Source organism: Streptomyces sp. NPDC005931 (assembly GCF_042871235.1).
Taxonomy (GTDB): Bacteria; Actinomycetota; Actinomycetes; order Streptomycetales; family Streptomycetaceae; genus Streptomyces.
On sequence record NZ_JBIAIG010000011.1, the window covers coordinates 149,887 to 175,328 of the forward strand.

At 73.5% G+C, this 25,442-nt stretch carries 28 protein-coding genes; 16 read left to right on the forward strand and 12 right to left on the reverse strand.

Features of this window, described 5'->3' with window-relative positions; translation table 11 throughout:
• Positions 1-75 precede the first annotated feature (75 nt).
• Complete coding sequence (locus ACFYOV_RS24460; protein WP_389090624.1) at positions 76-351, reverse strand: hypothetical protein; 276 nt, start codon at positions 349-351, stop codon at positions 76-78.
• Between the two features lie 481 nt (positions 352-832).
• On the opposite strand from ACFYOV_RS24460, the gene ACFYOV_RS24465 reads away from it, so the two are divergent.
• On the forward strand, positions 833-1,786 hold the full coding sequence (locus ACFYOV_RS24465) for a Ku protein (RefSeq protein WP_389090627.1): 954 nt from the start codon (positions 833-835) through the stop codon (positions 1,784-1,786).
• On the opposite strand, the gene ACFYOV_RS24470 is transcribed toward ACFYOV_RS24465, so the two are convergent.
• Complete coding sequence (locus tag ACFYOV_RS24470; RefSeq protein WP_389090629.1) at positions 1,783-2,121, reverse strand: DUF6233 domain-containing protein; 339 nt, start codon at positions 2,119-2,121, stop codon at positions 1,783-1,785. The two genes, ACFYOV_RS24465 and ACFYOV_RS24470, sit on opposite strands and share 4 nt — an antisense overlap.
• A 45-nt stretch (positions 2,122-2,166) precedes the next feature.
• Here ACFYOV_RS24470 and ACFYOV_RS24475 point away from each other — a divergent pair, with 45 nt between their 5' ends.
• The gene (locus ACFYOV_RS24475) at positions 2,167-2,388 is read left to right on the forward strand and encodes a LexA family protein (protein WP_389090632.1); all 222 of its coding nucleotides are present in this window, start codon (positions 2,167-2,169) and stop codon (positions 2,386-2,388) included.
• A 202-nt stretch (positions 2,389-2,590) separates the two neighbouring features.
• On the opposite strand, the gene ACFYOV_RS24480 is transcribed toward ACFYOV_RS24475, so the two are convergent.
• Positions 2,591-3,193, reverse strand: a complete 603-nt coding sequence (locus tag ACFYOV_RS24480; RefSeq protein ID WP_389090633.1) for a TetR/AcrR family transcriptional regulator — start codon at positions 3,191-3,193, stop codon at positions 2,591-2,593.
• Between the two features lie 78 nt (positions 3,194-3,271).
• Here ACFYOV_RS24480 and ACFYOV_RS24485 point away from each other — a divergent pair, with 78 nt between their 5' ends.
• From ACFYOV_RS24485 to ACFYOV_RS24495, 3 genes are all read left to right on the forward strand, one after another.
• Positions 3,272-4,411, forward strand: a complete 1,140-nt coding sequence (locus ACFYOV_RS24485) for an acyl-CoA dehydrogenase family protein (RefSeq protein WP_389090636.1) — start codon at positions 3,272-3,274, stop codon at positions 4,409-4,411.
• 66 nt (positions 4,412-4,477) lie between these two features.
• Positions 4,478-5,248, forward strand: a complete 771-nt coding sequence (locus ACFYOV_RS24490; protein ID WP_389090638.1) for a 3-hydroxyacyl-CoA dehydrogenase — start codon at positions 4,478-4,480, stop codon at positions 5,246-5,248.
• A gap of 491 nt (positions 5,249-5,739) precedes the next feature.
• Positions 5,740-7,485, forward strand: a complete 1,746-nt coding sequence (locus ACFYOV_RS24495; RefSeq protein ID WP_389090640.1) for a VanW family protein — start codon at positions 5,740-5,742, stop codon at positions 7,483-7,485.
• Between the two features lie 90 nt (positions 7,486-7,575).
• Here ACFYOV_RS24495 and ACFYOV_RS24500 read toward each other — a convergent pair whose 3' ends face one another.
• The gene (locus tag ACFYOV_RS24500; protein WP_389090642.1) at positions 7,576-8,541 is read right to left on the reverse strand and encodes a pirin family protein; all 966 of its coding nucleotides are present in this window, start codon (positions 8,539-8,541) and stop codon (positions 7,576-7,578) included.
• A 58-nt stretch (positions 8,542-8,599) separates the two neighbouring features.
• Here ACFYOV_RS24500 and ACFYOV_RS24505 point away from each other — a divergent pair, with 58 nt between their 5' ends.
• From ACFYOV_RS24505 to ACFYOV_RS24515, 3 genes are all read left to right on the forward strand, one after another.
• Positions 8,600-9,031 carry a tetratricopeptide repeat protein gene (locus ACFYOV_RS24505; protein ID WP_389090846.1) on the forward strand — a complete coding sequence of 144 codons (432 nt, stop codon included), beginning with the start codon at positions 8,600-8,602 and terminating at the stop codon, positions 9,029-9,031.
• Between the two features lie 61 nt (positions 9,032-9,092).
• A complete protein-coding gene (locus ACFYOV_RS24510; RefSeq protein WP_389090645.1) occupies positions 9,093-9,845 on the forward strand; it encodes a peptide deformylase in 753 nt (250 codons plus the stop codon).
• Between the two features lie 117 nt (positions 9,846-9,962).
• Positions 9,963-11,549, forward strand: coding sequence for an ABC-F family ATP-binding cassette domain-containing protein (locus ACFYOV_RS24515; RefSeq protein ID WP_389090647.1), 1,587 nt, complete (start codon positions 9,963-9,965; stop codon positions 11,547-11,549).
• 28 nt (positions 11,550-11,577) lie between these two features.
• On the opposite strand, the gene ACFYOV_RS24520 is transcribed toward ACFYOV_RS24515, so the two are convergent.
• On the reverse strand, positions 11,578-13,008 hold the full coding sequence (locus ACFYOV_RS24520; protein WP_389090650.1) for a dihydrolipoyl dehydrogenase family protein: 1,431 nt from the start codon (positions 13,006-13,008) through the stop codon (positions 11,578-11,580).
• Between the two features lie 119 nt (positions 13,009-13,127).
• Between ACFYOV_RS24520 and trxA the strand changes: the two genes are divergently transcribed.
• Positions 13,128-13,526, forward strand: coding sequence for a thioredoxin (gene trxA, locus ACFYOV_RS24525; protein WP_389090652.1), 399 nt, complete (start codon positions 13,128-13,130; stop codon positions 13,524-13,526).
• A gap of 30 nt (positions 13,527-13,556) precedes the next feature.
• On the opposite strand, the gene ACFYOV_RS24530 is transcribed toward trxA, so the two are convergent.
• Both ACFYOV_RS24530 and ACFYOV_RS24535 read right to left on the reverse strand, forming a co-directional pair.
• Positions 13,557-14,594, reverse strand: coding sequence for a LacI family DNA-binding transcriptional regulator (locus ACFYOV_RS24530; protein WP_389090654.1), 1,038 nt, complete (start codon positions 14,592-14,594; stop codon positions 13,557-13,559).
• A 129-nt stretch (positions 14,595-14,723) separates the two neighbouring features.
• Positions 14,724-15,386, reverse strand: a complete 663-nt coding sequence (locus ACFYOV_RS24535) for a TetR/AcrR family transcriptional regulator (RefSeq protein WP_389090657.1) — start codon at positions 15,384-15,386, stop codon at positions 14,724-14,726.
• 120 nt (positions 15,387-15,506) lie between these two features.
• Here ACFYOV_RS24535 and ACFYOV_RS24540 point away from each other — a divergent pair, with 120 nt between their 5' ends.
• On the forward strand, positions 15,507-16,070 hold the full coding sequence (locus ACFYOV_RS24540; RefSeq protein WP_389090660.1) for an NADPH-dependent FMN reductase: 564 nt from the start codon (positions 15,507-15,509) through the stop codon (positions 16,068-16,070).
• A 295-nt stretch (positions 16,071-16,365) separates the two neighbouring features.
• Entirely contained in the window at positions 16,366-17,556 is a 1,191-nt protein-coding gene (locus ACFYOV_RS24545) for a CaiB/BaiF CoA transferase family protein (RefSeq protein WP_389090662.1), read from the forward strand.
• A 78-nt stretch (positions 17,557-17,634) separates the two neighbouring features.
• On the opposite strand, the gene ACFYOV_RS24550 is transcribed toward ACFYOV_RS24545, so the two are convergent.
• Positions 17,635-18,294: a phosphoribosyltransferase gene (locus ACFYOV_RS24550; RefSeq protein WP_389090664.1), complete on the reverse strand. Its 660-nt coding sequence runs from the start codon at positions 18,292-18,294 to the stop codon at positions 17,635-17,637.
• A 157-nt stretch (positions 18,295-18,451) separates the two neighbouring features.
• Here ACFYOV_RS24550 and ACFYOV_RS24555 point away from each other — a divergent pair, with 157 nt between their 5' ends.
• The 3 genes from ACFYOV_RS24555 (at position 18,452) to ACFYOV_RS24565 (ending at position 20,675) form a co-directional block, all read left to right on the forward strand.
• Positions 18,452-19,438, forward strand: coding sequence for a GlxA family transcriptional regulator (locus ACFYOV_RS24555; RefSeq protein ID WP_389090667.1), 987 nt, complete (start codon positions 18,452-18,454; stop codon positions 19,436-19,438).
• 95 nt (positions 19,439-19,533) lie between these two features.
• On the forward strand, positions 19,534-20,136 hold the full coding sequence (locus ACFYOV_RS24560) for a DJ-1/PfpI family protein (protein ID WP_389090669.1): 603 nt from the start codon (positions 19,534-19,536) through the stop codon (positions 20,134-20,136).
• 86 nt (positions 20,137-20,222) lie between these two features.
• Positions 20,223-20,675 carry a YbhB/YbcL family Raf kinase inhibitor-like protein gene (locus ACFYOV_RS24565; RefSeq protein WP_389090671.1) on the forward strand — a complete coding sequence of 151 codons (453 nt, stop codon included), beginning with the start codon at positions 20,223-20,225 and terminating at the stop codon, positions 20,673-20,675.
• Between the two features lie 41 nt (positions 20,676-20,716).
• Here the strand turns inward: ACFYOV_RS24565 and ACFYOV_RS24570 are convergent, their stop codons facing one another.
• Positions 20,717-21,142 carry a CBS domain-containing protein gene (locus ACFYOV_RS24570; protein WP_389090673.1) on the reverse strand — a complete coding sequence of 142 codons (426 nt, stop codon included), beginning with the start codon at positions 21,140-21,142 and terminating at the stop codon, positions 20,717-20,719.
• Positions 21,143-21,366: 224 nt separating this feature from the next.
• Here ACFYOV_RS24570 and ACFYOV_RS24575 point away from each other — a divergent pair, with 224 nt between their 5' ends.
• The gene (locus tag ACFYOV_RS24575) at positions 21,367-22,644 is read left to right on the forward strand and encodes an MFS transporter (protein WP_389090674.1); all 1,278 of its coding nucleotides are present in this window, start codon (positions 21,367-21,369) and stop codon (positions 22,642-22,644) included.
• Here ACFYOV_RS24575 and ACFYOV_RS24580 read toward each other — a convergent pair.
• Positions 22,600-23,028, reverse strand: a complete 429-nt coding sequence (locus ACFYOV_RS24580) for a VOC family protein (protein ID WP_389090676.1) — start codon at positions 23,026-23,028, stop codon at positions 22,600-22,602. The genes ACFYOV_RS24575 and ACFYOV_RS24580 overlap by 45 nt on opposite strands.
• 199 nt (positions 23,029-23,227) lie before the next feature.
• Positions 23,228-24,016: a serine/threonine protein kinase gene (locus ACFYOV_RS24585; protein WP_389090679.1), complete on the reverse strand. Its 789-nt coding sequence runs from the start codon at positions 24,014-24,016 to the stop codon at positions 23,228-23,230.
• Positions 24,017-24,152: 136 nt separating this feature from the next.
• Here ACFYOV_RS24585 and ACFYOV_RS24590 point away from each other — a divergent pair, with 136 nt between their 5' ends.
• Entirely contained in the window at positions 24,153-24,353 is a 201-nt protein-coding gene (locus ACFYOV_RS24590) for a hypothetical protein (protein WP_389090681.1), read from the forward strand.
• Positions 24,354-24,903: 550 nt separating this feature from the next.
• Here the strand turns inward: ACFYOV_RS24590 and ACFYOV_RS24595 are convergent.
• On the reverse strand, positions 24,904-25,440 hold the full coding sequence (locus tag ACFYOV_RS24595) for an isochorismatase family cysteine hydrolase (RefSeq protein ID WP_389090684.1): 537 nt from the start codon (positions 25,438-25,440) through the stop codon (positions 24,904-24,906).
• Positions 25,441-25,442 lie beyond the last annotated feature (2 nt).

The following is a 25,442-nucleotide window of genomic DNA, read 5'->3' on the forward strand; positions in this document are numbered from 1 at the left end:
CCGGCCAGGGGCTGTCGGACTCCCCCCGTGCTCGCCTCACCGGGTTCGCGTGAGACAGGTGCGACCTGCAGACGTCTACTCGGCCAGTTCGTCGATCCGCCAACCGACGACCCCGGAGGATCCCGCGAGCGCGTCGACATCGAGCTCGAGCTGCGTCGGGGCGTCCAGGACGCGTTGACGGACCGGGACACCGTCGCACGGCACGGTCTGCCGCACCGGGCGTTTCACCGTCACGGTGAGGCGGACCTCTCCTGCTCCCGAGCAGACCACCGACAGCCTGTAGGACCTGCCGGCCGACAGGACCGCGTAGGTGTGGATTCCGTCGCTCGCGCGCTCCAGACCCGACGACACGAACAAGTCGTCACCGGTGCCGTCCGCCTCCTCCGTCCCCAGTGCCGCGCTCGCCTGCTCCTCGAGAGCTTTCTCCCGGTCACTCGGCGCACTCGTCGCACTCGTCGCACTCGTCGCACTCGTCGCAGAGGGTGGGGCGCTCGGCCCGGGATCCGGTACCGGTCCACCCCTGTCATCAGGATCGCTGCTGCATCCAACGATGAACGCGGCGGACAGGAGGGCGGCGAGGACGGGGGCACCGCGGCGCGCGAGCCGTGGGCCGTGGATCATCTCCGGGTCTCTCGATAACGCCACCGGACCTGGCCGGTGGGCCCCTTCGCGGTACCGGACTCCAGCTTGTTCTCGCCGCAACGCTCAGCACCCGTTTCGCACTTGATCCAGTCGGCCTCGACCCCGATCATGCCTGATGTCCCGGCGGGCGCGCGTGTCCGGTGGGGCACTCGTAGGCTGGGGTTGCTCGGGGCGACTGTGGAGGTCCGCCATGCCCCGAACCATCTGGTCCGGCGCCATCAGCTTCGGCCTGGTCACGGTACCGATCAACGTGGTCAGTGCCACCGAGGACCACTCGGTGAGGTTCCACCAGTACCACCTCGAGGACATGGGCCGGGTGCGCGTGCGGAAGTTCTGCGAGGTCGAGGACCGCGAGGTCACCGGCAGTGAGATCGGCAAGGGCTACCAGCTCACCAAGGAGCAGGTGGTCCCGATCACGGACGAGGAGCTGAGCAATCTTCCGTTGCCGACGGCGAAGGCGATCGAGATCGAGGCGTTCGTGCCGTTCGCGTCGGTCGACCCGATCCGGATCGGGGAGGGCTACTACCTCCAGCCCGCCGGGCAGGTGGCGGCCAAGCCGTACAAGCTGCTGCTCCAGGCCCTGGCCCGGTCGTCGAAGGTGGCGGTGGCGAAGTACGCCTGGTCCGGCCGGGAGCGTCTGGGCCTGCTGCGCGTCCGCGAGGACGTGATCGTGCTGCACGCGATGCGCTGGCCGGACGAGATCCGCGACCCCTCGGAGCTGCTCCCGCCGCCGGTCGAGCTGTCCGACGACGAGATCGACGGGGCCCTGGCCCTGATGGACACGATGACCCGCGACGACCTCGCGGGCGAGGAGTTCCGCGACACCTACACCGAAGCGCTCGAGCAGATCATCGAGGCAAAGCGGGAGCACCACGAACTGCCCGAGGTTCCGGCCGCGGCCGACGAATCCGGCCGCGTCGTCGACCTCATGGCCGCGCTGCAGGAGTCGGTGCAGCGGGCCCGCACCTCCCGCGGCGAGGACGCCGATGTGCACGAGATGCCGGAGCCGAAGAAGACCACGGCCAAGAAGACCGCAGGGAAGACCACGGCCGCGAGGACCGCACGGAAGACCGCGGCCAAGAAGACCGCGGGGAACACCGCGGCGAAGAAGACCACGGCCCGCAAACCTCGCCGGGCCTCCTAGCCGTCCAGGAAGCCCAGTTCGCTGTCCGGCCGGCATGCGCCGCACGCCTTCACGCCGCCGGACAGGGCCCGCAGGGCGTCGTCGCGGCTGACGCCCTTGATGCGCTTCCCGGCGTTCCAGCAGCCGCCCACGTGTACCTGGACCGGCGGCGAGTCGCGGTTGAGCCCGAGTTCCAGGAGCCAGTCGGGCGCGGGGGGCCGTGCCGCGATCCCGTGCTGCCGCTCCCTCTCCCGCCGCTCCGCTGCCGTGATGGCCTTCCGCACCTGGTCCAGGGTGAGCGCGAGCCAGGTCTCCAGCGTGCGCAGTCGTGGCAGGTCGGGCGGCAGGTCGGTCACCGCTCCAGCTTGCACCAATATTCGAACAAGGATTCTACTAAGGGCATGGCCAGGAGCAAAGTCGAGTACCTCACGACCACCCAGGAGCGGATCCTCCGCCACATCCGCATGGCCATCACCGACCAGGGCGATGCGCCGACCATCGCCGAACTCGCCGCCCTCATGCACATGCGCCCCTCGAGCGTGCATTACCAGCTGCGCGAGCTGGAGACCAAGGGAGCCATCGTCCGCGACCCCGGAAGGCCGCGAGGGATGCGGCTCGCGTGATCCCTGCCGAGCCGCCCGACGGAGGGTGACCGGACCCCACCGGTCCGCCGCACGGTCGGCCACGCCGCGGACGAGGCCGGGGCGAGGAGCTCGCCGCGCTCCGGGCGAAATGCGTCGGGAAGGGGGCGGCGGGCGGACACCGCGGCGCCCGACCGCGCCGCGTGACGCGCCGGGCTCGACCGGCGCCGACCGGGTGCGGTCGTCAGCGGGTCAGGCCGTGCAGCAGCAGGTCCGCGAGGTTCCGGTAGGCCTCCGCGTCGCTGAGGCCGGTGGCCGAGGCGACCTGACGGCGCTGGATGCGGACCATGACCGAGGAGATCACGTCGGCGGCGAACCTGGCGTGCACCTCGCGGAAGGCCCCAGCGGCCATGCCCTCGTCGATCAGCTGCTGCGCGGTGCGGGCGGCGGCCTTGGTGTTGAGGTCGTAGACCTCGGCCGCCGGTTCGAACGCCGCGACGTCGTCGAAGAAACGCCGGGAGGCGGGGGCCAGTTCGGTCGAGACGGCCTGGAGGAAGGTGGCCAGCCGGACGGCCGGGTCGCTCTGGGCCGCCAGCGCCGCCTCCACGCGCGCGGTGGCCCCCCGGAAGAAGTGCACGACGGCGGCCCGCACCAACTGCTCCTTGCTGCCGGCCAGCCCGTACAGGGTGCGCTTGGAGCAGCGCAGCCGGGCGGCGAAGTCGTCGAGCGTGAAGTGGGCGAACCCCTCACTGATCAGCAGCGCGACCAGGGCGTCGAACAGGGCGGTGCGGCGTGCGGCACCGCGGCCGGTGGGCCTCGGGGTCTCGGCGGCTGTTCTGTCGATCACCCGCACCAGTATCCCAGCCACTTCAGCTATGCTTTCCGGTACTGCAGGACCGCCTAGAGTACCGTTTGGGGAGTCGTCATGGCCGTGGACCGGCTGCTGCCCACCTCAGAGGCAGCCGACCTTCTCGCGCTGACCCGCGAGATCGCCGACAGGGAACTGGCTCCCCGCGTCGACGGGCACGAGGAGAGCGCGACCTATCCCGAGGGGCTGTTCGCCACCCTCGGCCGGGCCGGCCTGCTGGGCCTGGCCTATCCGGAGGAGTTCGGGGGCGGCGGACAGCCGTACGAGGTCTGGCTCCAGGTGCTGGAGGAACTCGCCGCACGGTGGGCGGCCGTGGCCGTCGCCGCCAGCGTGCACACACTGGCCTGCCATCCGCTCGCCGTGTTCGGCACCGCCGAGCAGAAGGAGCGCCGGCTGCCGCGCATGCTCTCGGGCGAGCTGGTCGGCGGCTACAGCCTGTCCGAGCCCCAGGCCGGCTCCGACGCCGCGTCCCTGACCTGCAAGGCCGAGCGCACCGGGGACGGCTATCGGATCAGCGGCACCAAGGCGTGGATCACGCACGGCGGCAGGGCGGACTTCTACGCCCTGTTCGCCCGGACCGCACCGGGCAGCCGCGGGGTCTCCTGCTTCCTGGCCCCCGGCAGCACTGAGGGCCTGTCGTTCGGCAAGCCGGAACGCAAGATGGGCCTCCACGCGATCCCCACGACCACCGCACACTGGGACGGCGCGCTGCTGGAGGCCGACCGGCTCGTCGGCGAGGAGGGGCAGGGCCTCCAGATCGCCTTCAGCGCCCTGGACCGCGGCCGTCTGGGCATCGCCGCCTGCGCCACGGGACTCGCCCAGGCCGCCCTGGACGCGGCGGTGGAGTACGCCACCCAGCGGACCACGTTCGGCAGGCGGATCATCGACCACCAGGGACTGGGTTTCCTGCTCGCCGACATGTCCGCGGCCGTCGACTCGGCCCGCGCGCTCTACCTGGACGCGGCCCGGCGCGCGGACGCGGGCCGGCCCTTCGGCCGGCATGCCAGCACCGCCAAGCTGGTCGCCACCGACGCGGCGATGAAGGTGACGACGGATGCCGTACAGGTGCTCGGCGGTTACGGCTACACCCGGGACTTCCCCGTGGAGCGCTACATGCGGGAGGCGAAGATCATGCAGATCTTCGAGGGCACCAACCAGATCCAGCGGGTGGTCATCAGCCGTCGGCTCGCCGGCTGACGAACCGCCGGCCGAACCCACACCGAACGCGCCCACGGTTCGTCCACGTCGAACGGAGAAGTCGCAGTGAAGATCGAAGGAAGCGTCGCACTCGTCACCGGCGGGGCCTCGGGCCTCGGTCTGGCCACCGCCCGGCGTCTGCTGGACGCCGGTGCCCGTGTCGTCCTCGCCGACCTGCCGTCCTCCGACGGCGCGGCCGTCGCCGCGGAACTCGGTGACCGGGCCCGCTTCGCCCCCACCGACGTCACCAGCGAGGCCGACGTCACGGCCGCCCTCGACGCGGCCGTCGGCCTCGGCGACCTGAGGATCGTGGTCAACTGCGCGGGTGTCGCCACCCCCGGGCGCGTGCTGGGCAGGAAGGGCCCGCTGCCGCTGGCCGGCTTCGGCGACGTGGTGGCGGTCAATCTGATCGGCACGTTCAACGTCATCCGGCTGGCCGTGGAACGGATGGCGGCCCTCGAGCCGCAGGCCCCGGACGCCGCGGAACGCGGGGTCGTCGTCAACACCGCGTCGGTCGCCGCCTTCGAGGGCCAGATCGGACAGGCCGCGTACGCCGCGTCCAAGGCCGGGGTGGTGGGCCTGACGCTGCCCGTCGCCCGCGAACTGGCCTCGTCCAAGATCCGCGTCATGGCCATCGCCCCGGGCCTGTTCGAGACGCCGATGCTCGCCTCGCTCCCCGAGGAGGCCCGCGCCTCCCTCGGCGGCCAGGTCCCCCACCCGGCCCGGCTCGGCCGCCCCGAGGAGTACGCCGCCCTCGTTCAGCACATCGTCGAGAACCCGATGCTCAACGGCGAGGTGATCCGCCTGGACGGCGCCATCCGCATGGCCCCGCGCTGACGCCCGGCCACCACGGGCGGGGACTCCGCGAAATCACCGGCCTGCCGGAGCCGTCCGTGGACCGGGCGCACGCTCCCGATCGGCCCCGCGGCGCCCCACCACGGCCGCCCTCAGCGGCGAACAGCGGGCAGCCCAGCCCCGCCGGACCGTCGGCGGAACGCCGGGAGCACGGCGCAGAGGTCAGCCCGGCACAGCCGTCCCGCGGACCGGCGCTACCAGGCCGCCCACGGAACGCCGAGAGCACGGCGGAGAGGTAGGCCGGGCACCGGGGTCGGCCACGGGCGACCCCGCCCTGCCTCGCGGCGGATTTCGATGCCTCCCTGGTGGGGCCGGTTCCCACGGGCCGCCGCACCAGCACGCCGGCGCCCGATGTGACCTGGGATATACCCAATGACGCCCGATTGTGCCTACCCTGTCCGACCGATCCCGCTCGCAGTGCCGCGCCGCGCCGACGCATCGGGTGTACGCCACATCGATCGTCCAGGAGTCCCATGCGCCCCCGAATACCGTTCGCCTCCCGCACAGCCGCCGCCCCGCCCGTCGCCCTGGCGGGCGGCGCGCTGGCGGTCGGCGCGGGCGGGCTGTACCTCGCCGGACTGCTGCTCACCGGCGGGGAGATCGAGGCGGGTACGACGGTGCGCGGCGTGGACATCGGGGGCCTGACCCGTGAGGAGGCCACCCGGAAGCTGGAGCAGCGCCTGTCGGCGGCCGGGCCCCGCAAGCTGGTGGTGAAGGTGGGCGACCGCGAGGGTGCGGTCGATCCGCGCCGGGCGGGGTTCGGCTTCGACATCCCGGAAACCCTCGACCGGGCGACGTCCACCGGGGCCGATCCGATCGGCGTGATCGGCGGGCTGTTCCGCTCGGGCGGTGACATCGAGCCGGTCGTACGGGTCGACGAGGGCAAGGCCCGCGCCGCACTCGGGAAGCTGGGGAGGACCCTGGACCAGAAGGTCCGCGAGGGAGCCGTCTCCTTCGGCGAAGGCCGGGTGGAGCAGGTCGCACCGCGCACGGGATACACGCTGGACGTGAACGCCGCGATCGGCGCCCTGCGCAAGCCCTTCCTGCGCGGCGCGGCGGACTCGGTCACGGTGCTGCCGGCCCGCGAGACCAGGCCGAAGGTCACGGCGGAGGAGGTCAGGCGGGCGGTGCGCGAGTTCGCCCGGCCGGCGATGTCCGCGCCGGTCACGCTCACCGCGGGCGGCAAGCGGTTCACCCTCACCCCGGCCGTTCTGGGCGCGTACCTGACCATGCGGCCCGACCACACCGGCAGGCTCACACCCGATCTCGACAGCAAGGGCCTACGTGACGCCCCCGCGGTGTCCGACGCCCTGAACGGCCTGCCCACCACGCCCCGGAACGCCCGGCTCGGGCTCGAGGGCGACAGGGTCGTGGTGGCCGCCGACGCCGCTCCCGGCATGGAGGTCACCGACAAGGCCCTGGGCAAGGCAGTCCTGCCCCTGCTCACCAAGTCGGGCGACGCCCGCACCGCAGAGGTGGACGCCCGGCGGATCCAGCCGGAGGTGACCCGTGAGAACGCGGCACGCCTGGGGCTGACGGAGAAGATGTCCTCCTTCACCGTCAACTTCGAACCCGCCCCCTACCGCACGAAGAACGTCGGCCGGGCCGTCGAACTCATCAACGGTTCCGTCGTCATGCCGAACGAGACCTGGAGCTTCAACCGGACCGTCGGCGAGCGCACCGAGGCGAACGGCTTCGTCGACGGCATCATGATCCTCGACGACCAGTACACCAAGGCGCCCGGCGGCGGCGTCTCCGCCGTGGCCACCACGGTCTTCAACGCTCTGTTCTTCGCCGGTGTCAAGCCCGTCGAGTACGGTGCCCACTCCTTCTACATCGAGCGCTACCCCGAGGGCCGTGAGGCGACGGTGGCGTGGGGCAGCCTGGATCTGAGGTTCGCCAACGACTCCGGCAACGCCATCTACATCCAGGCCGAGTCCACCGACACCTCGGTGACCGTCACCTTCCTGGGTACGAAGAAGTACGACGAGGTCACGTCGGTCAAGGGACCGCGCACCAACGTGCGGCAGCCCGCCAAGAAGGTGAGCGGTGGCGAGGAGTGCGTGCCGCAGACCCCGCTCGAAGGCTTCGACGTCACCGTGGAGCGGGTCCTCCGCGACGGCGGCCGTGAGGTGGGGCGGGAACCCTTCCGCACGCGCTACACCCCGCGTGACGAGATCGTCTGCGAGGAGACGCCGAGCACGCGACCGTCCTCCTGAGACCTCGGGGGCCGCGAGCTCCGGGGATCCAGCCGATGCGCGCCCGCGACGGCACCCGCACGTCGCCGGCCGACCGGCCTTCCGCGCGGGTCAGCGCACGCGCCCCCGCGGCTTCAGCGGCGTCGCCGGCAGCGCCGGAGCCGGCAGCGGAGCCCCGTCGTACCCCTTCACCTCGCCGAAGCGCGTACCTTCCGTCCAGTCCCGGCGGGCCTGTTCGATCTCCTCCTGGGTGCGGCCGATCCAGTTCCAGAACATGATCAGCTCCTCCTCGAAGGGCTCGCCGCCCAGGAGCATCAGGCCCGCGTCCGACTCCGCGCGCAGGGGGAGTTCGGTGCGGCCGCAGCCGAGGTAGAGCATCGAGCCGGGGAGCACCGGCACCCCGTCCACGTGCGCCTCGCCGGACATCGCGAGCACGGCGTACTCGAAGTCCGGCTCCAGCGGCAGGCGGACGTCCGCGCCGCGCGCCAGGGCCAGGTCGGCGCCGACGATCGGGGTGTACGCCGTGCCCGGTGAGGTCGCCCCGTCCAGGGATCCCAGGATCAGCGTGGCCTCGACGCCCCGCGCCGTGACGACCGGCAGGTCGGTGTGGTGCTCGAAGTGCGGGTCGGTGTGGCGGTGGCTGTCGGGGAGGGCGACCCACAGCTGCGCCCCGTGCAGGAAGCGGGCGTGCGGGCGGGGGCTCTCCTCGGAGTGGCTGATCGCCCGGCCCGAGGTCATCAGGCCCAGCTCGCGCGGGCGGATCATCTGGAGGCTGCCCGTGGAGTCGCGGTGCAGTACCTCCCCCTCGTGCAGCCAGCTCACCGTCTGGAGGCCCATGTGCGGGTGCGGGGGCACCTGCATCCCGGGCTCGTCGGCGATGTCGTCGGGGCCGTAGTGGTCGACGAAGCACCAGGCGCCCACCATGCGCCGGCCCAGGTTGGGCAGCAGACGCCGCACCTGGCTGGACTCGCCCAGCCTGACCTGCCGAGGGCTGAGGAGCTCGCGCACGGGCTCGGCCACCACGAAGCCGCGGCCGCCGCACAGCGAGGGAACCGCCTCGCGCTCAAGATTGCTCATGACGGACAACTTAGCCCCGGCGCGGGCGGTGCGTCAGTCGGGCGCGGCACCCCCGCCCATGGAAGTGGAACATTCAACTACCTGTCTTCGTTGTCGGCGGCGAAGGAGGTCACGAGTCGACACGACGTACTACGGCCACGGGACGCCCGCGGAACGCTGGGAGCGCGCGGGCATGTTCTTCGACGCCGAGGACTACGCCGCCGCGGCGCGTGTCCTGGGCCCACTGGTCGACGAGGTGCCGGAGCAGACGGGGCCGCGGCTGCTGCTGGCCCGCGCCTACTCCCACTCGGCCCAACTGCGCCGCGCGGAGGCCGAGCTGCGCGTCATCGTGGAGCGCGACCCGGTGGAGCACTACGCCTGGCTGATGCTCGGCCGCACCCTCCGGCAGGAGCGGCACGAGGAGGCCGCGTCGCACCTGCGGATCGCCTCGGCGCCGGCGCGGGACTTCGAGTCCTGGACCGTCCTGGCGGACGGCCCCGATCGACCCTGACCTGCGGTGACCAGAACGGCGGGGCCGTCCCGCGGGGCGGGGGGCGTGGCATCCTGGCGCGATGGGACATCCGGAGGACCACGGACCGACGCGAACGCCGGAAGGCCCCGGCCCGGGGGCGGACGCGGACCCTCGCGCGCCCCTCGTCGAGCGGGTCGAGGAACTCCTGTCCATCGAGGGACCGTTGAGGATCGTCACGGCCGGTGATCCGGTGCTGCGGCGCGGCACGGAGCGGTACGACGGCCTGCTGGGGCCCGCGCTGCTGGCCCGGTTCGTCGAGGCGCTGCGGCTCACGATGCGGGCGGCACCGGGAGTCGGACTGGCCGCGCCGCAGGTCGGGGTGGGGCTGCGGATCGCGGTCATCGAGGATCCGGCGCCGGTGCCGGACGGGGTGCGCCTGGCGCGCGGACGCGTGCCGCAGCCCTTCCGGGTGCTGGTCAATCCGGTCTACGAGCCGGTCGGCACCGGCCGGGCGGCGTTCTTCGAGGGGTGCCTGAGCGTCCCGGGGTACCAGGCGGTGGTCGCGCGGGCCGCCGCGGTGCGGCTGACGGGGCAGGACGAGCACGGGCGGGAGCTGGACGAGGTCTTCTCCGGCTGGCCCGCGCGGATCGTGCAGCACGAGACCGACCACCTCGACGGCACGCTGTACCTGGACCGGGCCGAGCCGCGCTCGCTGTCGTCCCACCAGGCGGTGGCGGAGCGCTGGTCGCAGCCGACCCCGGAGCGGGCGGCGCGGGCGCTGGGCTTCGAGCTGCCGTCGCCCTGGCCGCCCGGCGCCCGGACCGACGGGACCGAACCGCGGCGGGAAACCTGATGCGGCCGCCGCGGCGCCTCCGTTAGCGTGGCCCCATGTCGACGCCCCGCATCTCCTAGCCGAGGACCCGCTTCCACGCCACCCGTGTGTCCTCTGGCCCCTTCGGAGCGTCTTCCCATGATCACCTTCCGTGATGCCGACCTGCGCGTCGGCGCGCGTCTGCTGCTGTCCGGCATCTCCTTCCACGTCTCCCCCGGCGACCGCATCGGCCTGGTCGGCCGCAACGGCGCGGGAAAGACCACGCTGCTCAACACCCTGGCGGGGACCCTGCGCCCCGCCGCCGGGACCGTCACCCGCACCGGTGGCGTCGGCCACCTGCCACAGGATTCCCGCGCCGCCGACCCGTCCGTCACCGTCGGCGACCGCATCCTGTCCGCCCGCGGCCTGGACCGGGCCGTGCGGGCGCTGCGCCGCGCCGAGGCGGCGATGGCCGACGGCAGGGAACGGTCGATGAACGCCTATGTGCGCGCCGAGGCCGAGTTCCAGGCGCGCGGCGGCTACGCGGCGGAGGCCGAGGCGGCCCGGGTGGCCCACGGTCTCGGGCTGCCGCCCGACGTGACGGACCGCCCGCTCTCGGCCCTCTCCGGCGGTCAGCGCCGGCGGGTGGAGCTGGCCCGCGTCCTGTTCGCCGGGCACGGCACCCTGCTGCTGGACGAGCCGACGAACCACCTGGACACGGACGCCGTCGCCTGGCTGCGGGGCTTCCTGAAGGGCCATCAGGGGGCTCTGGTGATGATCAGTCACGACACGTCCCTGCTGGCCGAGACGGTGAACCGGGTGTTCCACCTCGACCCGCGGCGGGCCGCCCTCGACATCCACAACACCGGCTGGGACGCCCATCTGGCCCGGCGGGAGGCCGACGAACGGCGCCGGACGCGGGAACGGGCCAACGCGGAGCGCAAGGCCGCGTCCCTGCACGCCCAGGCCGACCGGATGCGCGCCCGGGTGTCCACCGCGGTGGCCGCGCGGAACATGGCCCGCCGGGCCGACCGCATGCTCGCCGGGCTGGAGCCGGCCAGGCGCGCCGAGCGCACGGCCCGGATCCGGTTGCCCGAGCCGGCGCCCTGCGGCCGGATCCCGCTCGGCGCCGTGAGTCTGACGCGGGCCTACGGCGACCGGCAGGTGCTGCGCGGCGTCGACCTGGCCGTGGACCGGGGCAGCAGGCTGGTGGTGCTCGGCCCCAACGGCGCCGGTAAGACAACCCTGTTGCGCATCCTGGCCGGAGGGGACACGCCGGACGACGGCAGGGTGGTGCGCGGCCACGGACTGAGGATCGGCTACTTCGCACAGGAACACGACACTCTGGACCTGAGCATGACGGTACGTCAACACCTGTCCGCCGCCGCTCCTCGGCTCACCGACGGTGAAGTGCGCGGCGTGCTGGGCTCGTTCCTGTTCACCGGCGACGACACGGACAAGCGGGTCGCGGTCCTCTCCGGCGGGGAGAAGACCCGGCTCGCGCTGGCGGGCCTGGTGCACTCGGGGGCCAACGTCCTGCTCCTGGACGAGCCCACCAACAACCTGGACCCGGCCTCCCGCGCCGAGGTGCTGGCCGCGGTGGGCACCTACCCGGGCGCGATCGTCATGGTGACGCACGACGAGGGCGCGATCGGTGCCCTGCGCCCGGACCGGGTGCTGCTGCTGCCCGAGGCGGACGAGGACCTGTGGAGCGAGGAGTACCTGGGCCTGGTGTCGTCCGTCTGAGCGGGAAGGGGTGGGCCGGGGCAACGGGTCAGCTGTCCCGGTACGCCTCCAGCAGCCGCAGCCACACCTCACTGATCGTGGGGTAGGACGGCACGGCGTGCCACAGGCGGTCCACCGGCACCTGCCCGGCGACCGCGATCGTGGCCGAATGGACGAGTTCGCCCACTCCCGGGCCGACGAGGGTGACACCGCGCAGGATCCCCTCGTCGAGATCGACGACCATACGGGCGCGTCCCCTGTAGCCGTCGCCGTACAGGCCCGCGCCGGCGACCGTGGACAGGTCGGCGTCGACGGCGCGGACACGGTGGTCCTCCTGCTCCGCCTCGGCCAGCGACAGACCGACGGCGGCCACCTCCGGATCGGTGAAGACGACCTGCGGGACGGCGGCGTGGTCGGCGGTGGCGGCGTGCGGGCCCCAGTCCTTCGCGCCCGCGGACCCGCCGGTGGCCCGGGCGGCGATGGCGGCGCCCGCGATGCGGGCCTGGTACTTGCCCTGGTGGGTGAGCAGTGCGCGGTGGTTGACGTCGCCGACCGCGTAGAGCCAGTCGTAGCCGCTGACCCGGAGGCTGTCGTCCACGCCGAGCCACGCTCCGGGCTCCAGCCCGACGTTCTCCAGTCCGATGTCGTCGGTGCGCGGGGCGCGTCCGGTGGCGAAGAGGATCTCGTCGGCCTCGATCCGGTCGCCGGTGCCGGTGATGACGACGACCGTGCCGTTCTGCCTGGTCACCGACCGCACGGAGGTGCCGGTGCGGATGTCGGCGCCGGCCTCGGTGAGCGCCTCGGCGACCAGTTCCCCGGCGAACGGCTCCATGCGGCCCAGCAGGCCCTTGCCGCGAACCAGGAGCGTGACCCGCGAGCCGAGGGCCTGCCAGGCCGTGGCCATCTCGGTGGCGACGACACCGCCGCCGACCACGATCAGCCGGCCGGGCGCGGACGACGCGCTGGTGGCCTCGCGGCTGGTCCACGGCCGGACCTCGGCCAGGCCGGGCAGGTCGGGCAGCTGGGCGCGGCTTCCGGTGCAGACGGCGACGGCGTGGCGGGCGGTCAGGACGCGCTCGCCGCCGTCGGCGCCGGTGACGGTCACGGTGCGGGGACCGGTGAGCCGTCCGTGGCCGCGGTGGAGGTCGGCGCCGATGCCCTCCAGCCACCGGGCCTGGCCGTCGTCCTTCCAGTGGGAGGTGTAGTCGTCGCGGTGGGCGAGTACCGCGGGCGCGTCGAGGGGGCCCTGCACCGACTGGCTCAGGCCGGGCACCCGGCGGGCGTCGGCGCGGGCGATCACCGGGCGCAGCAGGGCCTTGCTGGGCATGCAGGCCCAGTAGGAGCATTCGCCGCCGACGAGTTCGCTCTCCACGACCGCGGTGGTCAGGCCGGCCGCGCGGGTGCGGTCGGCCACGTTCTCCCCCACGGGGCCGGCCCCGAGCACCACGACGTCGTACGCGATGGGATCCGTTTCCGTCATGGGGTCAGTCTGGTGGGTGGTGTGCCCCCTGGCCACATGGGTAGGGGCGCGGAATACGCGACCGGTCGGCCGTGTTGTGCCGACGGCTCGACCCGATACCAGGAATGGGGAAACACGCCATGAGCAGCACGGTGGAGCTCACCAAGGAGAACTTCGACCAGACGGTCACGGACAACGAGTTCGTCCTGATCGACTTCTGGGCCGAGTGGTGCGGGCCGTGCCGTCAGTTCGCGCCGGTCTACGAGAAGGCGGCGGAGGAGAACCCCGACCTGGTGTTCGGCAAGGTGGACACCGAGGCGCAGCCCGAGCTGGCGGCGGCCTTCGGCATCCAGTCGATCCCGACGCTGATGATCGTCCGGGACCAGGTCGCCGTGTTCGCCCAGCCGGGCGCGCTGCCCGAGGCCGCCCTGACGGACGTCATCGGCCAGGCCCGGCGGCTGGACATGGACGAGGTCCGCAAGGCGATCGCGCAGCAGGAGGCCCAGCGGCAGGCCGAAGCGCCGAACCGGGGCGAGTGACACGGGGGCACCGGGCGCGCCCGAGCGGGATCAGCTGGACTCGCGGTGCACCACGGACGCCCCCAGCACCTTGTGGGCCTCGGGTGCGGCGGCCGGGTCGCGTACCGCACGGTCGACGAGTTCGGCCAGTTCGCGGCCGGACGGCAGTTCGAGGTGGACGGTGCTGAGCCGGGGCCGCAGCAGCCGGCCCAGCATGAGGTTGTCGGCGCCGACCACGGCCGTCTCCTCGGGGATGCGGATGCCCGCGTCCTGGAGGGCGCGCATCAGCAGCATCGCGTACTCGTCGTTGTAGGTGAACACGGCGTCGAGGCCCAGGTCGCGCCAGCGGGCGGCGAGCCGGGCGGCGGCGTCCTCGTCGTGGGCGAGTGGCAGTTCGGTGACCGTCGCGTCGGTGCCGTGCAGCGCCGCGCGTACCCCGGCCAGGCGCGGCGCGGAGAACGCCTCCAGGCCGGGCTCCCGCGGGACGACGACGCCGATGCGGCGCCGGCCGCGGTCGAAGAGGTGGGCGCCGGCGCTGTGGCCGACGATGTCGTGGTCCATCAGGAGGGAGTGGGCCCCCTCGACGGGCTCGGGGCCGAGGGTGATCACGGCCCGCGCGCCCGAGCCCTTGAGCACCGCCACGCCCAGCGGGCCGAGTCCGGAGCCGGGCACCAGCACGGCCACGGGCCGCAGTTCGGCCCAGGCGCGGGCGGCCTCGTCGTCGTGCACGCCCACGGTGCCGTACTGGACGACGGTGTAGTCGAGGCGGGCGAGCGCCCCTTGCAGGTCGTTGATGAACTGGCTGTAGAGCGGGCCGACGGGGAAGGCGGGCGCGGGCATCAGGACCATGCGGCTGTGCCCGGCGCGCAGACTGCGGGCCGCGGCGTGCGGCACGTACCCGAGTTCCCTCGCGGCCTCGCGGACCCGGCGCCGGGTGGGCTCGCTGATCCGGACGGCGCCGGCGTTGTTCAGCACGTAGGAGACGGTCGCGCGCGAGACGCCGGCCAGGCGGGCCACATCGGCGCTCGTGGGCACGGAGCGCGTCGGTGCGGGGGCCGCGGGGGCGGGCGTTTTCGGTATCTGCACCATGACGCACCGCATCTTCGCAGAAACGCCGACCGGCCATCGCGCCGGGGGAGTTGACGCGTCTGTCCGGCACGTCGGGGTGGGCCGCGCGGGCGGCCGTGGGGTTCGCCGGCCGTGCGCGTCGCGGCCGGTTCAGCCGGCAGGTGCCGTGCGCGTCACCCGGTCGACGAGGTCCGCCCACGCGGCCTCCAGGCGCGCCAGCGGCATGCCGCACTGCCGGGTCAGGTGGTGGACGAGGGCGGGGTCGAGCGGGGCCATGAGGGTGTGGGCGAGCAGTTCCCAGTCGGCGCCCGGGACCGCCTCGCGCAGCAGCAGGGTCACGTGGTGGCGCAGCACGCGGCGGGGCGGGCTGGTGAAGCGGCGGCCCGCGTCCGGTTCGGCGGCCAGCTGGAGTTCCAGTTCGTCGACGGTGCGGCGCAGCATGGCGACCCCGAAGGCGCGCAGCCGCTCGGCGGGAGGTGCGCCCGGTCCGAGCGGTGGGGGTCCGCTGAGGAAGGCGGCCTGGAACTTCTTCTCGGAGTGGTCCAGCAGGGCGCTGAGCAGTCCGGTGCGGTCGCCGAACCGGCGGAAGACCGTGCCCTTGCCGACCTGGGCGGCGGCCGCCACGGCCTCCATGGTGAGGCACTCAGCGCCGCGCTCGGCGACGAGCCGCGCCGCGGCCTCGAGCAGCTTGGCCCGGTTGCGCGCGGCGTCCGCCCGCAGGCACGGCTCGTCGGCCTCGGGTCCGAGTTGCAGCAACAGCTGCGGCCGGAGGGGCTCCTGCGGTGTCGAGGTCGGCGACTGGGCGGCGGACATGCAGCCAGGGTACGACATCGGGAAGAAACTGGACCACGGTCCGGTTAGGGTGCTACAACAGAGAAGCGGACCCCGGTCCGGTTCCCTGCAGCAGTGTTTTCACGCCCCCTGGAGTAAGCCATGTCTGTTCGTATCCTCGCTCTCGTCGGCAGCCTGCGTGCCGGTTCCCACAACCGCCAGCTCGCCGAGGCCGCGGTGAAGCTCGCACCCGAGGGCGCCGAGGTGACGCTCTACGAGGGGCTCGCGGAGATCCCCTTCTACAACGAGGACGTCGACGTCGAGGGCCAGGTCCCGGCCGCCGCCGCCCACCTGCGCGAGGCCGCCGCCGGCGCCGACGCGCTGCTGCTGTTCACGCCCGAGTACAACGGCACGATCCCGGCCGTCCTGAAGAACGCCATCGACTGGCTGTCCCGCCCGTACGGCGCGGGCGCCATCAGCGGCAAGCCGGTCGCCGTGGTCGGCACCGCCTTCGGCCAGTACGGCGGTGTCTGGGCGCAGGACGAGGCCCGCAAGTCCGTGGGCATCGCCGGCGGCAGGGTGATCGAGGACATCAAGCTCTCCATCCCCGGCTCCATGACCCGCTTCGCGCAGACCCACCCGGCCGACGACACCGAGGTCGCCGAGCAGCTGACCGAGGTCGTCGCCCGCCTCCACGGCCACGCCGCGGAGCCGGCCGCGGCCTGACCCGCGCCGCCCGGAGGGCCGGAGCCACGCGGGCTCCGGCCCTCCGGCACGCCCGCGCAGCCCCGCACGACGGCGTACGGTCATCGGATATCGGTTATCGGTTATCGGTCATGGTGAGCGGCCCACCCCGAGACGCACACATCGGATGTGCGCTGCCGGGCACTGCCGGGCAAGGCGCCGCCGGAGCGTCGGGCGTCCGTGGTGCCGTCCTGGGCGGGTGAACGGGGACGTCACGTTGACACGGCGTTCGGACCCGCCGTACTAATCGAGACCGGTGATCTCGGCGGCAGGAGGCGTGGGCGTGCAGCGGTATCCCTTGTCGGGGGTCACGGTGGTCAGTCTGGAGCAGGCCGTGGCCGCCCCCTACGCCACCCGGCAGCTCGCCGACCTCGGAGCCCGGGTGATCAAGGTGGAGCGGCCGGGCGAGGGCGACTTCGCCCGGCGCTACGACACGACCGTGCACGGCCACTCCAGTTACTTCGTGTGGATCAACCGCTCCAAGGAGTCGCTCACGCTGAACCTGAAGGACCCGAGGGGCCTGGAGATCCTGCACCGGCTGCTCGCGGACGCCGACGTGTTCGTGCAGAACCTCGCCCCGGGCGCCACCGGCCGCCTCGGCCTCGGAACCGACGAGCTCGCCCGCCGCTACCCCCGGCTGATCCCGTGCACGATCTCCGGCTACGGCACGAGCGGCCCCTGGGAGGACCGCAAGGCGTACGACCTGCTGATGCAGTGCCAGACGGGTCTGGTCTCGCTGACCGGGACCCCCGAGCAGACCGCCCGCACCGGCATCTCGGTCGCCGACATCGCCGCCGGGATGTACGCCTACAGCGGGGTCCTGACCGCCCTCTACACCCGCGCCACCACCGGTTCGGTGCACCCGGTGGAGGTGTCCCTGTTCGAGGCGCTCGCCGAGTGGATGGGCCAGCCCGCGTACTACACCCGCTACGGCGGCAGCCAGCCCCCGCGCCTGGGCACCCAGCACGCCACCATCGCCCCGTACGGGACCTATCGGGCCGCGGACGGCCGGGAGGTGCTGTTCTCGATCCAGAACGAGCGCGAGTGGGCGGCGCTGTGCGCACGGTTCCTCGGCCGGCCCGAGCTGGCCGACGACCCCCGGTTCGCCACCGGATCGGACCGCGTGGCGCACCGCGACGAGCTCAACGCCATCGTCGCCGAGCGCTGCGCCCGCTCCGACGCCGAGGAACTGCTCGAGGAGCTGGAGACCGTCGGCATCGCCTGTGCCGGGGTCAACGACGTGACCGCCTTCCTCGACCACCCCGTGCTCGCCGCCCGTGGCCGCTGGCGCGAGGTGGCCGTGCCCGGGGCCACGGTGGAGGCCCTGCTGCCGCCGGCCGACCTGGCGGGCATGCCCGCGCGCATGGACCCGGTGCCGGACGTCGGCGAGCACACCGAGGCGATCCTGAAGGAACTCGGCCACTCCCCCGAGGCGATCGAGGCGCTGCGCGCGGACGCGGTCGTCTGAGCGCACGCCGCCCCCGAGCCGCCCCGCGCTCCCGAGGCCGCGACGCGTCCCGCTCGGCGGGCCCCGCTCGTCACCTCGTCAGGGGCCGACCCGCCCCTCGTGTCCGTGCAGCGCCGTCAGCACGTCCTCGTCGGTCAGCTGCTCGAAGTCGTCGTACCACTGGCCCACGGCCATGAACCCGGCGGGCTCGGACAGGCACACCACCTCGTCGGCCTCGGCGCGCATCAGCTCGGCGGCGTCCGGTGAGCACACCGGCGCCGCGAGCACGATCCGGGCCGGGTCCTGCCGCCGCAGCGAGCGCAGGGCGGCGCGCGCCGTGGAGCCGGTCGCCAGTCCGTCGTCGACCACGATCACGCTGCGTCCCCGGAGCTCGGGGGCGGGGCGTCCGCGCCGGTAGAGCCGTTCGCGGCGGCGCAGTTCGGCGCGCTCCCGCTCGATCACCGGCGCCAGGTCGGTCGCGTCCAGCCCCAGGCGACGCAGGGCGTCCGCGTCGAACAGCGGGACCTCGTCGCCCGCCATCGCGCCGACGCCGTACTCCTCGTGGAAGGGCGCGCCGATCTTCCGTACGACGAGCACGTCGAGCGGGGCGGCGAGGGCTCGGGCGACCTCCTCCGCCACCGCGACACCGCCGCGGGGCAGCGCGAGGACGACCGGATCGGGCAGGGCTCCCTCGTCCTGCCGGGTGCGCAGCCGCTCGGCCAGTTCCCGGCCGGCCTCCCGGCGATCACGGAACCGCATGGCGATGCCCCTTCCTCCGTACCGGGGACGGCACCTGGTCAAGCACCCGCGTACCCCGCTCCACGGCGGGCGAAGCACCGCCCGCCGGCTTCGGGACGGCGCGATCCGTGGGATGCATGTCGTTGACGCCGTCACGGTGGTGACGGAGCGTGGAGGGGTGACCCAGCTCCGTGTCGTCTTCGTCGTCTACGACGGTTTCCAGCCGCTCGACCTCACCGGCCCGCACGAGGTGTTCCACCACGCGGGGCGCCGCTCCGGCGACTACCTCTGCCAAACCGTGGCGACGCGTGCGGGACCGGTCCGCACGGACAGCGGGCTCCTCCTGCACGCCGAGCACGGGGTGGCGGACCTGGACCCCGCCGGGGTGGACACGCTGGTGGTGGTCGGCGGCCGGGGGGTGGACCGGGCGCGGCACGACGTGACGCTGGTGGAGTGGATCACGGCCGCGGCGGCGGGCGCGCGGCGGGTGGCCTCGGTGTGCAGCGGCGTGTTCCTGCCGGCCGCGGCGGGGCTGCTGCACGGCCGCCGGGTCACCACGCACTGGAAACGGGAACGGCAGCTGGCACGGGAGCACCCCGAGGTGCGCGTGGACTGCGACCCGATCTTCGTCCGGGACGGTCACGTGTGGACGTCGGCGGGGGTGACCGCGGGGATGGACCTGGCGCTCGCCCTGGTGGAGGACGACCTGGGCCGGGACGTCGCGCACGCCGTGGCCCGGGAGCTGGTGCTGTTCCTGCGGCGTCCCGGCGGCCAGTCGCAGTTCAGCGTGGCCCTGTGGTCGCGGCAGCCGGCGAGCGACCCGATGCGGGTCGCCGTCGCCGCGATCCACGCCGACCCCGGCGCCCGGCACGGGGTCGCCGACCTCGCCGCGCGCGCCGGGCTCAGCCCGCGGCACCTCCAGCGCCGGTTCACCGCCGAACTGGGCGTCCCGCCGGCCGCCTACGTCGAGCGGGTGCGGGTCGAGGCGGCGCGGCGGGCGCTGACCGAGGGGGACGACCCGCTGGAGGCGATCGCCCGGCGCTGCGGCTTCGGCACGGCGGAGACGCTGCGCCGCACGTTCCACCGCCGTGTCGGGATCGCCCCGTCCGACTACCGGTCCCGCTTCCGCTCCACCTCGGGCACCCTCCCGCAGACCGGCACCTGACAGCCGGACACCGGCACCGGCACCGGCACCGGCACCAGACCAGCGACGGCGACAGCGACAGCGACAGCGACAGCGACAAGAAAGGTCAGCCCTTCATGACGACCTATGGCCTGCTCGTCTTCGACGACGCGGAGGAACTCGACTTCGTGGGCCCCTGGGAGGTGTTCACCGTCTCCGCCCGCATCCGCGGGCAGGAGGACCGTGCGGTGCTGATCGCCGAGCACCCCGGTCCGGTGCGCTGCAACAAAGGGCTGCGCGTGCTGCCCGACCACACCCTCGACGACCATCCGCCCCTGGACGTGCTGCACGTGCCGGGCGGCAACGGGGCGCGCCTGGTCCAGCCGTACAACCCGGTGGTCACGGACTGGGTGGCGAAGACGGCGGCGCGGGCGGACTGGGTGCACGGTGTGTGCACCGGCGCCTTCCTGCTGCACGCGGCGGGCCCGGCACGCGGGCGCCGTGTGGCCACCCACTGGATGCGCGAGGACCTGCTGGAGGCCCTCGGTGACGTGACGGTCGTACGCGACGCCCGCTACGTCGTCGACGGCAACCTCGTCACCAGCCAGGGCGTGTCCGCCGGTATCGACAGCGCGCTGTGGCTGGTGGGCCGTCTCCACGGCCGCGACCATGCCCGGGCGGTCCGCCGCGAGATCCACTACGACCCCGCCCCGCCCTATCTGGCGGACGAACCGGTCTGAGCCCCTCCAGGGTGCCCTTCCCCGGGCCCGTCACCAGGGCCCGGGCCCGTCGCATGGCCGGTGGCCGCGGGGGTACACCGGGGCACATGACCGGCATCGACATCGGCAGCGACGCGTTCAACGACCACGCCTTCATCGCGCGCCGGCACTCGTACGTGGGAGCCAACGTCTCCCCTCCGCTGACCTGGAGCGGCGTGCCGGACGACGCGGCGGAGCTGGTGCTGCTCTGCGAGGATCCCGACGCGCCGTCGGGGACCTTCGTGCACTGGATCGTGGTCGGCATCGATCCCCGCAGCGACGGCGTCGCCGCGGGCAAGGTCCCGCCCGGGGGAACCGAACTCGTCAACGGGTACGGCGACCGCGGCTGGGGCGGGCCGCATCCGCCTCCCGGCGACGACGCCCACCGCTACTTCTTCCGGCTGTACGCCGTGTCCGAGCCATGTGTCCTGCCCGACGCGCCCCGTGCCCAGCAGGTGCACGACGCGGTCGGCAGGACGGAGCTCGCCACCGGCACGCTGGTGGGCCTGTACCAGCGCTGAAGCGGTCACGAACCTCCCGGGGAGCGGCGTGGGCGGGCTCCTCAGTGGGTCGGGGACGCCCTGCTGATGTCCGCCAGGGCCGAGTGCGGGTCCTCCGTGGCGGCGAGGTCCCCCAGGCTGACGACGCCGACGGGGCAGCCGCCGCGTTCGACGACCGGGAGCCGGCGGACGGCGTACTGCCGCATCAGCTCGACGGCGTGGTCGGTCGTGTCGTCGGGGGTGAGCGTCACCAGGGGCGGGCGCGTGCACAGCGAGCCCACGGGCGTGACCTCGGGATCGCATCCCTCGGCGACGCCGCGCACCACGATGTCGCGGTCGGTGAGCACACCGAACAGGTCGCAGTCGTAGGCCACCAGGACGTCGCCGACGTCCCGTTCCCGCATCAGGCGTGCCGCCCGCGCGACGGTCGTCATGGGCTCGACGGACGCGGTGTCCGGTGACATCACGTCCTGTATCCGCCGGGTCATGGGAAACCTCCCGGGAACTGGTCGGCCGAGTGCCGTGTCCGCCGCGTAGCCCCTGCGGCCCCACGTAAACCGGCCGCGCCCGGCTCGGCCGCCCGCCGTGCCCGGCTCGGCCGCCCGCCGTGCCGGGCCCGGCCGGCCCGTGGATTGCCCGGACGGTCGACGGCCCGGTTGGATGGGCCGGCCGGTGCGGCGGGCGTCCGGTGGAGAGCGGGGGTGGACCGGGCATGGCGGGCGAACGGGCTCGGCTCGGGCGGCGGTTCGGATGGCTGTGGGCGGCGTACGGGGCGGGCGTCTTCGGCACCAGGCTCGCCTTCGACGCATTCCCGCTGCTCGCGGTGCTGGTGCTGGACGCCGGACCGGCCGAGGTGTCGCTGCTCGCGGCCGTCGGGCCGGCGGTGGGCGCGCTGCTCGCGGTGCCGCTGGGCCCGTGGGTGGAGTTCCGCCGCAAGCGCCCGGTGATGATCGGGACGGACCTGCTGCGGTGCGCGGTGCTGCTGAGCGTGCCGGCCGCGTACGCCCTCGGCACGCTCACCCTCGCCCAGCTGCTGGTGGTGTCGGTCGTGGTCGCCACGGCCGACATCGTCTTCAACGCGGCGGCCGGGGCCTTTCTGAAGCAGCTCGTCCCGAAGGAGGACCTGCTGGTCGCCAACGGGCGGCTGGAAGCGACCTCGTGGACCGCGACCATGCTCGGGCCACCGCTCGGCGGGGCCGCGATCGGCTGGTTCGGGGCGGTGGCGACCGTGCTGGCCGACGCGGTCGGTTATGTGCTCTCGGCGGCCGGGATCGGTGCGGTCGGAGGCGGGGAACGGGTCCCGGTGCGACCGGACCGCCCGCCCTCCGGCGACGCCTCCCGGCCGCGGCGCGCCGGACTCTTCGACGGGTGGCGGCACATCGTGGCCAGTGACGTCCTGCGCCCGCTGTTCCTCAACACCGTGCTCGTCAACGGGCTGATCATGGCCGTCTCGCCCCTGCTCGTGGTGCTGATGGTCGGGCCGCTCGGGTTCGCGCCCTGGCAGTACGGCCTCGCGTTCTCGCTGCCCTGCCTCGGCGGGCTCCTCGGTTCCCGGCTGGCGCCGCGGCTCGTCGCGCGGTACGGGCGGCAGCGGGTTCTGCGCACCGCCGGGACGCTGCGGGCGTGCTGGCCGCTCGGGCTGGCCTTCGTCGGGCCCGGCCCGTCCGGGCTGGTGCTGGTGATGGCGGTGGAGTTCGGGCTGATCGCCTGCGTGGGCGTGTTCAACCCGGTGTTCGCCACGTACCGCCTCGAGCGGACCCCGGCGGCCAGGGTGACCCGCACCCTGGCCGCGTGGTCGGTCACCGGCAAGGCCGGCATCGCCGCCCTGACCGCCCTGTGGGGCCTGCTGGCAGGCCTCACCGGGCCACGGGCGGCGATCGGCCTCGCCGGTCTGCTGCTCCTGCTCACCCCGCTGCTGCTCCCCCGGGGCGACCGGGGCCGGGACCTAGACCGCCCCGGGGACCTCCTCGGTGACGCCGTTCAGCGGTGAGGCGGGGTCAGTGCCGTACGGGCGCGTGAGCACCTCCAGGCCGTGACCCGCCGGATCACGGAAGTACACGCCGCGCCCCCCGTCGTTGCGGTTGATCCGGCGGGGGTGCCGACCGTGCGGATCGGCGTGGAGCGGGATCCGGGCCGCCACCAGCCGGGCAAGGACGGCGTCGAACTCCTCCTCCGGGACGAGGAAGGCGTAGTGCTGTACGGGAATGTCGTGGTCGACGGTGGCGAAGTCCAGCGTGACGCCGTTGGCGGTCGTCACCGGCAGGAACACCCCGGCCGACTCCCCTACCTCCAGCCCCAGCATCCGGGCGAGGAAACGGGCCGACTTCTCCCGGTCACGGGTGAGGACGATGGTGTGGTTGAACTCGACTGACACGATTGCAATGCCTCCACGGGCATCCGCGGCGCCTCCATGCCTCACCCGGCCGGTGACCGGCACGCGATGCCGCGCGGTCAGTCTAGGCACCTCGGTCCCGTGGGGTCGAGCCGTTTTCCGCGGACCGGTCCGCGGCGCACCGCGCCCGGCCGCCCCGGCATCCGCCGGGGAGCCGCCGCCCATCAAGACCTGGCAGACGTCAGGGCCGGACGCGCGGGAGCAGGGCGAGGTGCTCCTCCCGTACCAGGCCGAAGCGCAGGGCTGCGGAGGCGAGGCGGGCCCGCTTGGCCCCGGTGCGGCCGCCGTCGGCCGGGGGTGCGGTCCGGTCACCGGACTCCAGGCGCATCTTCGTGAACGCCAGGTAGTCGATGTGGTAGTTCACCGCCGAGCGGGTCAGGTCGCGGCAGGACTCGAGCGGACGCAGCCGTTCCACGATCTCGCCGGCGCCGGGCAGCGCCGTCTCCGAGGGGTCGCGGAGCCGGGGCTCGCACAGGGCGACGAGGACCAGGAAGTACTTGGCCGTCGGGTCCAGCGAGAAGGGGTGGACGGTCTGTTCGCCGACGGCGGCCACGAACCGGTCGCCCAGATAGGCGTGCTGGGGCGCGAAGACCTTGAAGGCGGCGGTTCCGGTCAGCGCGGGCAGCACCACACGGGAGAACTCGAAGGGCACCGGCGCGCCGAGCCGTCCCGGCGCGACGGTGAGGTACTCGCCGGCGCCCTCCAGGTTCTCCACCACGTAGGACAGGCTGTGGCTGTAGTTGGACAGCCGCCAGTAGTCCCCGGCCGCCTCCACCCGCCCGGCCCGGCGGGAGATCCCGGGGTCGGGCAGGACGATGGGCACCTCCCCGGTGCCGGGCAGTCCGCGTCCGAAGTCGGCGGCGTCACCGGGTCCCAGGTGCAGCAGTTCGGGCCGGCCCGATGCGGATCCGGCCGCCGCGCCCGCGGACGGCAGGTCACGGTCCGGTAGCTGAACGATGATCGTCTCCATGTACCCGCTCCCGCTCCCCCGACCGGTCGGGGAGCATTTTAGGGACGGTACCGTTCGCCGCCCAGGCGGACGCGCGCGGCTGATCCCCGCTTTCCGGGGCACCCGGACGGTACACCGTCTCAGGGAGGGGAAGTTCGTGCTCGCGGTCGCGTTGTCGCTGCTGCCCGGGCTGGGTCTGCTGCTGTTCCTCATGACGCACATCGAGGACCGGCTGCTGAGCCGGGACAGCTCACCCCGTCCGCCCCGTCTGCGTGTCCTGCCGGGAGGCAGGAGCGCGTCCGCCGGCACCACACCGGCCGAGGCGCGCCACGCGCGCCGGGGACGGCACGCCGCCTGACCGTGCGCCGGGCCGCGGCTTCGGTCCGGCGCACGGCCACGTCCCTCCACCGGATCGGCCATGCGGGGCGCCCCCTCGGCGACGCCTTCGTCGGCCCGCCCGGCGGCCCAGGGCAGGAAGCCCGGCACCGTGGAGCCCCTCACCCTGAACGTGAGGACCGCCTCCACGGCCTCTGTTCGGCGACCCGTGCCCGGTGGGACAGGAGCCCGCCGAAGCGGCTCCTTGAGCAGGCGGTCACCCGCCGAGTGCCCCGCGCAGAAGCCCTGTCCGCGCACACGTGCGCGGACGGACGGCGGACGGCTCGCCGGTCCGGATCCGGGACCGGCGGACCAGTTCTCGGGAGCGGCCCGCCGGAGCGGCCGATGACGTACCGGCAAGATTTCCGGTGGATGACCCGCCACGCCGCACGGGCGGGCGGCGACGCGGGCGGGTCGGACCGCGGACCCCGCACCGCGGACGCCGGACCCCGCACCGCGAACCCAGGACCGCGAACCCCGGACCGCGCACCGCGCGGGGGACGCCGTGCCGCCGGTGCCGGTGGAGGGATCGCTCAGGTCCACAGTTCGCCGCTGTCGCACACGTGCGCGCCCATGTTGCGCTCCATCATCCGCAGCGCGGCGTCCGCGAGGTCCGTGTGGATGTGGGCGACGGCATCCCTCGGGACGACCACCTCGAAGTGGCGGATGTGCGCGTCGAGAGAGGAGTAGAGGATGCACTGCTCCGTGACCTGACCGCACAGGACGAGCCGGTCGATGTCCTGCTGGGCCAGCAGATAGCCGAGCGGGGTCTCGAAGAAGATCGAGTGACGGGCCTTGACCACGAACAGTGAGGAGTCGTCCGGCCGCAACGGTTCGACGAGGTCCGCGTGCGCTCCCGCCAGCGCCTTGTCGAGGAGTTCACCGTGGTGGGAGCGCCACTCGCCGAAGTTGTCGTTGACGTAGATCACCGGCACGTCGTGTCGCCGGGCCTTCTCCAGCAGGCCGGAGACCACCGGGACCACGGACCGGGCGGACGGAATCAACTGGTCGGCGTCCGGGTGGTCGTAGGTGTTGATCATGTCGATGACGATCAGTGCGGTCCTGCCCATGC